12 protein-coding genes are annotated in these 11,926 nt (G+C 59.4%); 6 read left to right on the forward strand and 6 right to left on the reverse strand.

The window, feature by feature from the left end; genetic code table 11:
* Positions 1-127 precede the first annotated feature (127 nt).
* Genes RBR25_RS05200 through RBR25_RS05220 form a run of 5 tightly spaced genes read left to right on the forward strand, consistent with a single transcriptional unit; the run spans position 128 to position 4,043 of the window.
* Positions 128-415, forward strand: coding sequence for an antibiotic biosynthesis monooxygenase family protein (locus RBR25_RS05200; protein ID WP_432818477.1), 288 nt, complete (start codon positions 128-130; stop codon positions 413-415).
* A gap of 41 nt (positions 416-456) precedes the next feature.
* The gene (locus tag RBR25_RS05205; protein ID WP_432818478.1) at positions 457-2,016 is read left to right on the forward strand and encodes an acyl-CoA carboxylase subunit beta; all 1,560 of its coding nucleotides are present in this window, start codon (positions 457-459) and stop codon (positions 2,014-2,016) included.
* A gap of 18 nt (positions 2,017-2,034) precedes the next feature.
* Positions 2,035-2,412, forward strand: coding sequence for an OadG family protein (locus RBR25_RS05210; protein WP_432818479.1), 378 nt, complete (start codon positions 2,035-2,037; stop codon positions 2,410-2,412).
* Complete coding sequence (locus RBR25_RS05215; protein ID WP_432818480.1) at positions 2,405-2,887, forward strand: biotin/lipoyl-containing protein; 483 nt, start codon at positions 2,405-2,407, stop codon at positions 2,885-2,887. The genes RBR25_RS05210 and RBR25_RS05215 overlap by 8 nt, the downstream gene beginning before the upstream one ends.
* Positions 2,888-2,909: 22 nt before the next feature.
* Entirely contained in the window at positions 2,910-4,043 is a 1,134-nt protein-coding gene (locus RBR25_RS05220) for a sodium ion-translocating decarboxylase subunit beta (RefSeq protein WP_432818481.1), read from the forward strand.
* 86 nt (positions 4,044-4,129) lie between these two features.
* Here the strand turns inward: RBR25_RS05220 and RBR25_RS05225 are convergent, their stop codons facing one another.
* From RBR25_RS05225 to RBR25_RS05235, 3 genes are all read right to left on the reverse strand, one after another.
* Positions 4,130-4,849: a hypothetical protein gene (locus tag RBR25_RS05225; protein ID WP_432818482.1), complete on the reverse strand. Its 720-nt coding sequence runs from the start codon at positions 4,847-4,849 to the stop codon at positions 4,130-4,132.
* 105 nt (positions 4,850-4,954) lie between these two features.
* On the reverse strand, positions 4,955-5,701 hold the full coding sequence (locus RBR25_RS05230; RefSeq protein ID WP_432818483.1) for a response regulator: 747 nt from the start codon (positions 5,699-5,701) through the stop codon (positions 4,955-4,957).
* Positions 5,689-7,083, reverse strand: a complete 1,395-nt coding sequence (locus RBR25_RS05235; RefSeq protein WP_432818484.1) for a HAMP domain-containing protein — start codon at positions 7,081-7,083, stop codon at positions 5,689-5,691. The genes RBR25_RS05230 and RBR25_RS05235 overlap by 13 nt, the downstream gene beginning before the upstream one ends.
* A 204-nt stretch (positions 7,084-7,287) precedes the next feature.
* On the opposite strand from RBR25_RS05235, the gene RBR25_RS05240 reads away from it, so the two are divergent.
* A complete protein-coding gene (locus tag RBR25_RS05240) occupies positions 7,288-8,739 on the forward strand; it encodes a cytochrome c family protein (RefSeq protein ID WP_432818485.1) in 1,452 nt (483 codons plus the stop codon).
* 82 nt (positions 8,740-8,821) lie between these two features.
* Here the strand turns inward: RBR25_RS05240 and RBR25_RS05245 are convergent, their stop codons facing one another.
* From RBR25_RS05245 to RBR25_RS05255, 3 genes are read right to left on the reverse strand one after another with little or no spacing between them, the layout of a single operon-like run.
* A complete protein-coding gene (locus RBR25_RS05245) occupies positions 8,822-10,273 on the reverse strand; it encodes a sensor histidine kinase (protein WP_432818486.1) in 1,452 nt (483 codons plus the stop codon).
* 1 nt (position 10,274) lies between these two features.
* A complete protein-coding gene (locus RBR25_RS05250) occupies positions 10,275-10,946 on the reverse strand; it encodes a heavy metal response regulator transcription factor (protein WP_432818487.1) in 672 nt (223 codons plus the stop codon).
* A gap of 60 nt (positions 10,947-11,006) precedes the next feature.
* On the reverse strand, positions 11,007-11,816 hold the full coding sequence (locus RBR25_RS05255) for a pyruvate, water dikinase regulatory protein (RefSeq protein ID WP_432818488.1): 810 nt from the start codon (positions 11,814-11,816) through the stop codon (positions 11,007-11,009).
* Between the last annotated feature and the right edge of the window lie 110 nt (positions 11,817-11,926).

Below are 11,926 nucleotides of genomic sequence, written 5' to 3' on the forward strand. Positions count from 1 at the left end.
AGGACAGGCCCCTCCGTTTGGGTGGGGCCTGTCCTTTTGTGGCCGGGGTATAAAGATTGCACTGGGCTAGCCTGTGCGAAAAAAGGTTGTTTCTACCATAACTTTCTTCCCGCCAATGGAGGAGCCCATGGCCGTCAAGATCATCATCGTCAGGCGCGTGCCCAAGGAAAAACAGAACGAAATCCGTCCGCTGTTGTTGCAGATGCGGGCCGTGGCCAACGCCCAGGCCGGTTACATCTCTGGCGAAACTCTGGTCAATTACGACGATCCCGAGGAGAATCTGGTCATCAGCACCTGGAAGTCCCTGGAAAACTGGAACCAGTGGCTGCGCAACGAGCAGCGTATCGACTTGCAGTCCCAGGTCGACCGGATCCTCGGCCACGAAACCCTCTATCAGATCTATTACAACGGCTGAGTGCGCAAGCTGCGCGCCTTTTCGTGCAAAGGACCATGGCCATGGCCGCAACGATGGAAGAAAAAATCAATCATCTTTTACAGATGCGTCAACAGGCGATGCAGGGGGGCGGGACCGCGAAGATCAGGAAGCAGCACGGCCAGGGGCGGCGCACCGCCCGGGAGCGTCTGGCTCTGCTCCTTGACGAAGGGAGTTTCGAAGAGTTTGACATGTTCAAGACCCACCGTTGTCACCATTTTGACATGGAGAAATCCCAGATTCCCGGTGACGGGGTAGTGACCGGCTACGGAACCATCGATGGCCGCCTGGTCTATGTTTTCTCCCAGGATTTCACCGTCCTCGGCGGCTCTTTGTCGGAGACCTTCGCCGAGAAGATCTGCAAGGTCATGGATCTGGCGGTACAGAACGGCGCGCCGCTCATCGGCCTCAACGATTCGGGGGGGGCGCGTATTCAGGAGGGGATCGAGAGCTTGGCCGGTTATGCCGATATCTTTTTGCGCAATGTCCGCGCTTCCGGGGTTATCCCCCAACTCTCGGGAATCTTCGGCCCCTGTGCCGGGGGCGCCGTCTATTCTCCGGCGCTCACCGATTTCACGGTGATGGTGCGGGGCAACAGCTACATGTTCCTGACCGGTCCCAAGGTGGTCAAGGCGGTGACCCACGAGGACGTGGACGAAGAAACTCTCGGCGGCGCCTCCGTGCATGCCGCCAAAAGCGGCGTCGCCCATCTGGCCGCCGAAAGCGAAGAGCAGGCCATTGCTTTCCTGCGCGAACTTTTTTCCTTTTTGCCTCAGAACAATCTGGAGTCGTCGCCGCGCTTGGAGACGGAGGATGCCCCTGACCGGGAAATTCCTTATCTCAACGAGGTGTTGCCGGAAAACCCCAACCAGCCCTACGACATGAAGGAGATAGTGTTCAACGTCGTCGATGACGGGCGCTTTCTCGAAATCCAGCCCGAATTCGCCCCCAACTTGATCATCGGCTTCGCTCGCTTCGGCGGCATGGCCGTCGGCATCGTCGCCAACCAGCCCCAATACCTGGCCGGGGTTCTGGACAATCATGCCTCCATCAAGGGGGCGCGCTTCGTGCGTTTCTGCGACGCCTTCAACATTCCGCTGGTGACCTTCGTCGACGTGCCCGGCTTTTTGCCCGGCACGGCGCAGGAATACGGCGGCATCATCCGCAACGGCGCCAAGCTGCTTTACGCCTACGCCGAGGCGACCGTGCCCAAAGTCACGGTGACGACCCGCAAGGCTTATGGCGGCGCCTATTGCGTCATGAGTTCCAAGCATCTCAAGGGGGATATCAACTACGCCTGGCCGTCGGCGGAAATCGCCGTGATGGGACCGAAGGGGGCGTCGGAAATCCTTTACGCCAAGGAGTTGAAGAAGCATCCCGAAGAGGCGGAGCGCCTGCTGGCGGAAAAGGAGCGGGAATACGCCGAAACCTTCGCCAATCCCTACGTGGCGGCGCGGCGTGGTTACATCGACGACATCATCCTGCCCTACCGCACCCGGCTGCGCATCATCAAGGCGTTGGGGATGCTGGAAAACAAGCAGGATTCACTGCCGGCCAAGAAGCACGGCAACATCCCCCTCTGACCGGAGCGAGGCCTCATCATGATTCACGTCAATTGGCAGAATGTGCTGGACGGTCACGGCTTCGCCATCACGATCATCGGCATGGCGATCGTCTTCTCCGGGCTGGTGCTCATCAGCCTGTTCATTGCCCAGTTGCCCAGGTTGCTCGCCTTGTTCGACCGGCTGACGACCAGCGCTCCGCGTCTGGCGGCGCCGAGGGAAGTCGTTGCCGAAGGAGCGGCCGTTCCCCGGGGGGAAGAAATCATGGCGGTCATCAGTTTGGTGGTGCATATGGAGTTGGAACGGCTCACCGGGGAAAGCCAGAAAATCACCATCTTGAGACGTTCGGGACAGGGCGCGATCTGGGCTTCGGCCGGCAAGGTGCGCAGTCTCTCGCAAAGGAGTCCCCATGCGTAAGTATGAACTGAAAATCAACGACAAACCCTTTTCCGTCCATGTCGTGGAATTCTCCGCCGAGGAGGCGCAACTGGAAGTGAACGGCCAAAGCTACCGGGTCGCTATCGACAAAATCAGCGAAACACTGGGGGCTTCCGGTGAAGCGCCGCCGGTGCGCAGCTTCTCCTCCTCCGCTCCGGTGACGGCTCCGGCCTATGTGGGGGCTATGCCGGGCTCCGACAATGCCGGCAGCGTCCGGGCGCCGATTCCCGGCTCGATCATGGCGGTCTTCGTCAAGGTTGGCGACAAGGTTCAGGCCGGCCAGCCTCTCTACAAGATGGAGGCGATGAAGATGGAGAACGAAATCAACGCCCATCTCGACGGTACCGTCAGTGCCATCCATGTCCATCCCGGGGATTCGGTCAACCAGGGGCAGGAGATCCTGGCCATCGCGCCCGCCACGGTTCTGAAAAACCGCCGCAAGGGCGACCTCTGACCTCTTCCCGGGAGCCTAAGTCATGGATATGCTGTTGAAATTTATTGATGGTACGGGCTTCTCCCTGATGACTTGGGGCAATGCGGTCATGATTGTGATCGGCATCGTCTTCATCGCTCTGGCCATCGTCAAGGAGTACGAACCGCTGCTTCTGGTGCCGATCGGTTTCGGCATCGTGATCGGCAACATCCCCTTCGTCGCCGGGATGGCGATCGGCGTGTATGAGCCAGGGAGCGTCCTCAGCTACATCTATTACGGCGTCAGCCAGGGGATCTTCCCGCCGCTGATCTTTCTCGGCATCGGCGCCATGACCGATTTTTCCACCATGCTTTCCAATCCCAAGCTGGTCCTTCTCGGCGCGGCGGCCCAGGTCGGTATCTTTCTGACCTTGCTTGGCGCCCTCTTGCTCGGCTTTACCCCGCAGGAGGCCGGCGCCATCGGCATCATTGGCGGCGCCGACGGGCCGACGGCGATCTTTCTTGCCTCCAAGCTCGCTCCCCACCTGCTTGGGCCGATCGCCATCGCCGCTTATTCCTACATGGCGCTGGTGCCGGTCATCCAGCCGCCGATCATGAAGCTTCTGACCACCGCCGAGGAACGGCGCATCCACATGAAGCCCCCCCGCCAGGTCAGCCGCCGCGAACGGATCATCTTCCCCGTCGCCGGTTTCATGATTTGCGCCCTGATCGCCCCCGGATCCATGGTGCTTATCGGCATGCTCTTCTTCGGCAACCTGCTTAAGGAAAGCCTGGTCACCGAGCGCTTGGCCAATACCGCGCGCAACGCCATGATCGATATCGTCACCATCCTCCTCGGTGTTTCCGTCGGCGCCAGCACCAGCGCCGACCACTTCCTGACGCCCCAATCGCTGCTGGTCTTCGGTCTCGGTGCTCTCTCCTTCTGTATCGCCACCGCCGGCGGTGTGCTGTTCGCCAGGTTCATGAATCTCTTTTTGAAGAATGGTGACAAGATCAACCCGCTGGTCGGCGCCGCCGGGGTTTCCGCCGTTCCCGACTCGGCGCGGGTGGTGCATACCTTGGGGCAGAAGGAGGATCCCACCAACTATCTGCTGATGCACGCCATGGCCCCCAACGTCGCCGGCGTCATCGGCTCGGCCATCGGTGCCGGCGTATTGTGGACGGTGCTGGTCAAATGACCCTGTGATGCCATGTAAAACAAGAAAACGCCCCTCCCGGTTTTTGGGAAGGGCGTTTTCGGTGGTGAAGCGGCGTTCCGCTCTGGTTACCGGGCCAACTCCTGTTGCCGACTACGAATACCGGCCAACCCCTGTAAGACGTTGGTGATGATGGGATTGGGCGCGGCTTCCCGGCGATGCCGTTGCATCAGCTCTTTGTCGCCGCCGAAGTAATAGCGCAGTCCGGCCAGGGCATGATCGTAACGGTTTTCCCCGGCGGCCAGATCGACATAGCCGGAGACCCCCCCCATCATCTGATATTCGGCCCCGAGATGAACCCGGTCATCCTCGCTATCAGCGAGGCTGCCGCCCGCCACCAGCATCAGATCGGCGCCGGGATACCAGCGCAGGTCGACCACGCCGAAGGCGATATCGTCGATATCCCCGATCTGGTGGCCGATCGTGGCGGCCAAAGTCACCGGACCGGCGTACAGTTCCCCTTCCACGCCCACCCGGTTGAGGTCGACATCCTGCAATTCAGCGTGATCGGCGAGCAGGCCGAGGAGATAGCTTTCGGATTCGCGGTAGAGAAGATGCAGTCCCACCCCCTTGAGCTGGTCCTCACCGAGTTCGGCATAGGCGCCGTCGAGTTGCAGGCCGAAACGGGAGCCGACGGCGAGGCTCGCCTCGCCTCCCTCCAGTTCATCATTCTCGACCTGTCCGTAAATCCCTTGAAGCTGCCCCGAAAAGGCTTGGGCGAAAGGTGTCGGCCAAGCCGTTACCATACCTGCAACGATGGCGAGAGCCAGGACGATTCTTTGCGGCATGAGTCTTTCCTCCGAAAAAATTAAATGCGAACAACCGGGGAAATCGCGAAGTTGCACCCCTGGATGGATAAAAGACGGATCTTTGTTCTGTGGATGCGAATATGGTCAGCGGCGGTTTTTTTTGAACTGTTTGAGCCACTCCTGAAATTCTTCTTCCTCATGCTCCAGTTCGAAGGCGTTGAGCAGTCCACGGCGCAGGGCCACGGCGACCGCGCGGTTGCGCAGGTTGAAAGCGTCGCCGATCTTTTCGCTGTTGAACTGGTCCTGATCAAGGGCGAGCTTGTTGTACAGGGAGTTGAGCCGGCTTTGCACACCCCGCCGACTGAGATAGCGGCGCTGCGCGATCAGGTTGTCGGTGAGGCCGAGGGCGATGTCGAGCAGGGCCTCGAATTCGATATCCGACAGAGCGGTTTGACTGTGTCCGGCCCGCCCCTGCACCTTGCGGACCTCGGGATCGATCCAACACTGCTCGTCGATAAGGACGGTGCGGATGGCCGAGGCGATGCGTTCTTTGGTGTTCGATTTGAGGATGTAGCCGTAGACCGTTTCCGGCGGAACGATCTTCGAGAGAGCGCGTACGTACATTTCGTCCTTGTACTGGCTCCAGAAGACGATCCGGGCCGTCGGTTGTCGCTGCCAAAGCTCCCGGGCGAATTCGATACCGTTGAGCTCCGGCATCTGGATGTCGCTGATGACCAGCGGGTTGGCCCGGTCCAAGGCCATATCGAGAGCGACCCGGCCGTTGTGCGCCCGTTCCACGCGAAAGTCCACCTCCAGGCCCTGAAGAAGCTGGTCGAGAAATTCGAAATCCTTGGGGTTGTCCTCGGCGATCAGGATATCTATGGGCGGCATGCTGAAGCTCCTTGCCCGATGGCGGGCAGCGGTAGGGTCAATTCGAAACGGGTACCGGAGGTAAAGCGGGACGGCCTCCAGGAAACCTCGGCGCCGACGGTTTTGGCGCGTTCACGGATGTTGTACAGCCCCCGATGCCCCGAGGCGGGGACCGCATTGGGGTCGAAGCCGCTGCCGTTGTCTTCGACAGAGAGAATCAGGGCATCTTCCCGGCGGTCGAGATTGACTTCATAGCGAGAGGCCTGGGCATGCTTGATGACGTTGTGGATGGCCTCCAAGGTGATGCGATAGAGAGCAAGGCGTGTGGTGCGCGAGAGGGGCAGGGTATCGACGCGCGGGGAGATGTAGAGATGATAGGGCGGCAGGGCGGGTTTGCTGAGATGGCGCTCCAGATGGGATTCGAGGGCCGGACCCAAGCCGAGAATGTCGAGGGTCTGGGGGTGGAGGTTGTCCATTACCTCGCGCAGGTTGCCGATAGCCCGGCGCAGTTCCTCTTCAATGCGCACTACGCCGTTTTTACATTCCCCCTCGCAGCGCACTTCCTGAATGCCGCGCAGCACCGAAGCGAGATCGGCCAGAGTCTGGTCGTGGATATCCATGGCGATGCGCCGCCGCTCTTCCTCCGCTCCTTCCAGCAGCTTTTCCGTCCCCACCACCCGTAGCAGACGGTCGGTCATGTGATTGATGGCCAAGGCCAGGGCGTCGAGTTCGTCGTGAACCTGGGTCGGCGCCGGCGGCGGGGTGAGATCCCCGGCGGCAATGCGGCTGGCGCTGTCGGAGAGCTCCTTGATCCGGCGCAGGATGCCGCGGCCGAAATACATCGAGAGGAAAATGCCGACGATAATCGCCGATCCAAGGACGATGATGGAAACAAAAGCGGTATGGTCGACCAGTGCGTCGACATCCTGGCTGTGCAGATCCCGGAGTTTTTCCCGCTGGCGCTGGATCAGTTCGGACAGGGCGACGAGTTCGGGTCGGAGCATGACGATGGCGGCGTTGAAGCGGTCGACGTCGATACCGAGCTCCGGATTGAGATCGGTGACCGCCTGGCGGAGCAGGGTGCGGGACTGTTCCGGCAGCGGCAGGATCTGGAGGATGCGGCCGGTGGCTCCGTCGAGGTGTTCATAGAGTCCGTTCAATTCGCCGAAACAGCGCACGTCGACCAAAGGCTTGCCGTCCAGCTGCATGATCAGGGCGTGCATCCTCTGGGAGGCCAGCTCCGCTTCTGCCAGGGCGACAAAGACCGTCCCCAGGTTCCGGGCTTCCTGACGTTTGCGGGAAAGATCCCAGTAGGTGTACTGCAAGAAGCCAAGGAGCAATGCCATCAGCAGCAGAACCGCGGCCGGTGCGAGAATGATCTGGTGTTTGAGAGTCAGGCGCATGAATGCCAAAATATCACAGGGTCTTTCCGAATTCACTGTGTAAATACACAGAACCATTAGCGCAGAGGAGGTCTTCGCAAAAGAGCAAATCGTCGTTTTTGGCAAAATATTCCATTGACAAGGCCTTAGCTCGTGATAATTTATAACCGTTTATGTCTTACATTTTCCGTCCGTTTCGGACACCCCTACCTGCAAGGAGGCCGTATGATGATGAAAAAGTTGCTGATGTTGCTCTGTTTGACCTTTGTGGCGACCAGCGCCTTTGCCGATCCACCCCCGGTTTTTCCTGTCGACCGGGATTTTTATCCCTATTATCCTTCGCTCATCAAATACGAGAAGAGCGGCGCCGAGTTTACCCCGCCGGAAGCCTGTGCCGATTGCCATGCCCAGCAGTACGAAGAGTGGACCGGGTCGATTCACGCCCTGGCCTTTAAGGATCCCGTCTACCAGGGGGAACTGAATCTCGCGGTGAAGGCTGTCGGTCATGAGATTTCCCGCCAGTGCGAGGGCTGCCATTCTCCCGCCGGTGTCGTTACCGGCGAAATCAAGGGCCCCGGGCTCAAAGGCTTGAGTCCCATGGCCCTGGCCGGGGTTTCCTGCGATGTCTGTCATTCTATTGTTGGCACGACCCACTGTCAGACCCCGACCCGCGAACCGGAAAACGGCTCCTTCATCATTCGGCCCGGGGTCGATACCCCCGAGGGGCCGCAGTTGAGAAAACGGGGGCCGGTGGCTGCTTCCGAGGATTGCGGCATGGGCTTTCATGAATGCGACGAGTCCCCCCTGCATCTGCAGGCCGATCTCTGCGCCGGTTGTCACCAGGTTTACCATTACGACAAGCACTTCCCCCTCGAATCTACTTATCTTGAATGGAAGCACGGCGCCTACGCGCAGAAAACCATCTTCTGCCAGGACTGCCACATGGTCGACCTCGAAACCTTCAAGCGTACCGCCGACGACTTTAAAAAACCCGAGCGGCACGAGTATCGCCACTATTTCAACGGCGCCAACTATCTGCTTTATTACCTGGCTTCCGGCGCAGCGAAAAAGGCCGGTGATGAAGCTCTGGCTGCCAACATTATGAACAAATACGAAATGGCGGTGGGGCGCCTCAAGGCTGCCGCTGATCTGGACGTCACTCCGGTCTACAACAACGGTCAGTTGGCCGAGGTGAAGGTGCGGGTGAAAAATATCCGCGCCGGACACAATTTGCCGACCTCCCTCACCAATATCCGCCAGCTCTGGTTGGAAATCACCGCTACCGATGAAAAAGGTCAGGTCGTCATGACCAGCGGCGCGGTTGACGCCAACGGCCAACTGCCGGAAAATACCCGGCTCTTTAATTCCGAAGGCATGGGTGATGATTTCCATTTCGCCGTCGATCCCTGGGTGATCACCGCCTTCTCCCGGCACGACACCATCCCCCCCAAGGGGCACAAAGATGTCTATTACGGTATCAACGCCGGTGCCAGCCCGGTGGTCAAGCTTGATGTCAAGCTGCGTTATCGCCAGGCCGACCAGAAGATCGCCGAAAAGCTCCTTGCCAGCGTCCCCGCGGATATCGACCTGAACGCGACCTATGGCCTCACCGCCGTGCCGCCCTTGCCGGTGGTTGATATGGTCGCCAAGCAGGTCAGCTTCCCGACCCGCCAATAGCCCTGCGTTTCTGGGTTCAAACGTAAGAAAGCGGCTCCGGTCATGATCCGGAGCCGCTTTCTTACGTTCGGGTCTTGTCGTTTTAGGAAAGTTTCTTTTTCTTCGGCGAAGGTCCGGTCAGAGGCAGGGTTACGGTGAAGGTGCTGCCCCGGTTCGGTTCCGAGGCGACTTCAATGTGACCGCCGTGGGCTTCGACGATCCATTTGACGATGGCCAGTCCTAGGCCGCTGCCGCCGATGTCGCGGTTGCGGGCTTCGTCGATGCGGTAAAAGCGGTCGAAGAGATGGGGCAGGTGCTCGGCGGCAATACCGAAACCGGTATCGATTATCTGGATGCGGGCCTGACCGCCGTCGCTGGCCAGATGGATCGCGACGCGGCCGCCTTCGGGGGTATATTTGACGGCGTTGGAGATCAGATTGAGGAGCATGCGGTGCAGTTGCAGCTGGTCGCCGCTTAAACGGATCTCCCGGTTGACCTCCATATGCAGGGTGAATTCGATCCCCTTGGGTTCGCTCAGGGTTTTGCCCTGGAGATAGAGGTCTTGCATCAGGTCGTTGAGGTTGACGTCGGTCAGGGCCAGGGGGATTTCTCCCGCCTCGCTCTTGGCCAGAGCCAGGAGTTCCTCAATGATCCGGCTCATGCGGTCGATCTCTTCCAGATTCGACTCCAGGGTAGTGCGCAGTTCCTCGGGACTTTTTGCCCAGCGCAGGGCGACTTCCGTTTCTCCGCGAAGGATGGCCAAGGGGGTGCGCAGCTCGTGGGAAGCGTCGGCGCTGAACTGGCGGATTTTGGTGAAAGCCTCTTCCAGGCGTGTCAGCATGGAATTGAAGGTTTCCTGAAGTTCGGAAACCTCATCCCGGCAGGAGTTGACGGGCAGGCGTTCGGACAGGTTTTCCGCGCTGATGCGCTTTACCGTGCCGGTGATGTGCCGCACCGGAGAGAGGGCACGACCGGTTACGAACCAGCCCCCGATGGAGAGAACGAGCAAGAGCAGGGGGCTGTAAATGGAAAGCTGCCAGCGGTGGACGCGGAGGGTTTTATATAGGGGGCCCAGATCTTCTGCGACCTGGACTACGTCCCGGTGATGACTGTCACTGCCTAAGGGAAAGGTCAACAGCCGCACGGGACGGTCATCGTTGAAACGGACGGTTTCAAAAAAGGGTTGGTGGCCACGCGCCGACCGCAGGGCTTCAGCGCTGATCGGCAGGCGCGCATTCAACAGATTGCTGGTATGGCAGACGATATCGCCATGTTGGTCGACGAACTGGACAAATTCGCTCCAGTTGTGTTCGCGGATAAAGGATTCGAGCTTTTGGCAGGCTTCTTCGGGGTTGTTGCGTTGCGACTCTGCCAGGTGGAAAGCGATGACATCCTTGGCGACCATCATCAGCATGGCGTCCACCTGCCCCAGCAGGTTTCGCGACAGAGTCCAGTACCAATAGGTTCCGCTGGCCGTCAGAATGACGGCCAGGGTGACGACATACCAGAAGGTAAGGCGGAACCGGACCGAACCGGGGCAAGGGATGCCGGGCAAGTCATTCCTCCTTGAGAACGTAACCTGCGCCCCGGACGGTGTGAATCAGTTTCTTGTCGAAGTCTTTGTCTACCTTTTTTCGCAGATAGTTGACATAGACGTCGATAATGTTGGTGAAGGAATCGAAGGTGTAATCCCAGACGTGCTCGGCGATCATCGTGCGGGTCAGGGTCTGGTTGGGATTGCGCATGAAGTATTCGAGCAGCGCGTACTCCTTGGCGGTGAGATCAATCTCCTTGTTGCTGCGCCAGACTTTGTGGGCCACCGGGTCGAGACGCAGGTCGGCGAAGTGGATCTCCGCCCCCCGATCCTGTCCTCCCCGGCGCAGCAGGGCGCGCACCCGGGCCAGCAGCTCGGCGAAGGCAAAGGGTTTGGTCAGGTAGTCGTCGCTCCCCGAGTCGAGGCCCGAGACGATATCGTCGACCGTATCCTTCGCGGTCAGGCAGAGCACCGGCGCGCTCATCCCTTTCTCGCGCAGTTCCCGAACCACGGTCAGGCCGTCCTTCTTCGGCAGCATGACATCCATCAGGATCAGATCGTAGGGATTGGTTTCGGCCATATAGCGGCCTTCCTCGCCATCGTAGGCGACATCCACCAGAAAACCTTCCTCTTCGAGGCCGCGCTTGATGAAGCTGGCCACTTTCTTCTCGTCTTCAACGACCAGAATTCTCATATTCAACTCCTTCTCTTGTTTGCTTCCGATGGATGGTATTTCCCTTGGGCCGAATCGCCTTTATTTCAACTTGAGTTTGACCAGAACCTCGTTGGCTGTTTCTTCCACCGCCTTGCCCGAGACATCGATCACCACCCAGGGATGGCGGCGGAAAAAGGCCCGGGCGTGGCGCAACTCATCTTCGATCTCGGCGAAATCGGCATAGGCCGCCTTAGGATCCATGCCCAGATGTTTCAGGCGCGTGACCCGCATCTCCAGCAGGCGCTGGGGATCGATGATCAGTCCCACCACCCGTTTCGGATCGACGTCGAAAAGCTCTTTGGGGGGATCGATGCCCTTGACCAGCGGGACGTTGGCGACCTTCCAGCCGGCGTGGGCGAGATAGATGGAGAGCGGCGTCTTGCTGCTGCGGGAAACCCCCAGCAGGACGATGTCGGCTTTGGTCAGATGGGAGGTTTCCTGGCCGTCGTCATGCTTGACGGTAAACTCCACGGCCTCGATACGGCGAAAATAATCTTCGTCGATGACATGCAGCAAACCCGGTGTTTCCTGGGGGGAAAGGCCGAAAAACTCGGTGATTTTCATCAGCAGGGGAGTGATCAGGTCGATACAGGGCAGCCCCAGGGAATCGCATTCATCGTGTACCAGACGAGCCAGTTCGCGGTTGACGATGGTGTAGACGACCATCCCCTGGGCCGCGAGGACTTCGTCGAGGGCTTCGTAGAGCTGGTTTTTGCTGCGCACATGGCTGATGCGCCGCAGCCGCACGTCCCGATCGCCAAATTGCAAAAGGGCCGCCATGACCATCTTTTCGGCCGTTTCGCCGGTAGCGTCGGAGAGCAGGAACACGATTTTAGGGTTGGACATCACCAGTCCTCATGAAAGAGCCGTCACAAGTCTAGCATGGCAAGCGGTCCATGCAAGAAAAGTGGGGATCGGGAAGCGGATTTCGCAGTTCTGGCCGGACGCGCCTGGAGAAT

Origin of the sequence: Trichloromonas sp., from assembly GCF_034006665.1 — a bacterium.
Lineage (GTDB): Bacteria > Desulfobacterota > Desulfuromonadia > Desulfuromonadales > Trichloromonadaceae > Trichloromonas.

Bases quoted from the DNA above. Each gene is read 5' to 3' on its own strand.
- RBR25_RS05210 (WP_432818479.1), top strand. From the start codon at position 2,035: ATGATTCACGTCAATTGGCAGAATGTGCTGGACGGTCACGGCTTCGCC.
- RBR25_RS05230 (WP_432818483.1), bottom strand. From the start codon at position 5,701: ATGCCGCCCATAGATATCCTGATCGCCGAGGACAACCCCAAGGATTTC.
- RBR25_RS05200 (WP_432818477.1), top strand. From the start codon at position 128: ATGGCCGTCAAGATCATCATCGTCAGGCGCGTGCCCAAGGAAAAACAG.
- RBR25_RS05215 (WP_432818480.1), top strand. From the start codon at position 2,405: ATGCGTAAGTATGAACTGAAAATCAACGACAAACCCTTTTCCGTCCAT.
- RBR25_RS05235 (WP_432818484.1), bottom strand. From the start codon at position 7,083: ATGCGCCTGACTCTCAAACACCAGATCATTCTCGCACCGGCCGCGGTT.
- RBR25_RS05205 (WP_432818478.1), top strand. From the start codon at position 457: ATGGCCGCAACGATGGAAGAAAAAATCAATCATCTTTTACAGATGCGT.
- RBR25_RS05225 (WP_432818482.1), bottom strand. From the start codon at position 4,849: ATGCCGCAAAGAATCGTCCTGGCTCTCGCCATCGTTGCAGGTATGGTA.
- RBR25_RS05250 (WP_432818487.1), bottom strand. From the start codon at position 10,946: ATGAGAATTCTGGTCGTTGAAGACGAGAAGAAAGTGGCCAGCTTCATC.
- RBR25_RS05220 (WP_432818481.1), top strand. From the start codon at position 2,910: ATGGATATGCTGTTGAAATTTATTGATGGTACGGGCTTCTCCCTGATG.
- RBR25_RS05240 (WP_432818485.1), top strand. From the start codon at position 7,288: ATGATGATGAAAAAGTTGCTGATGTTGCTCTGTTTGACCTTTGTGGCG.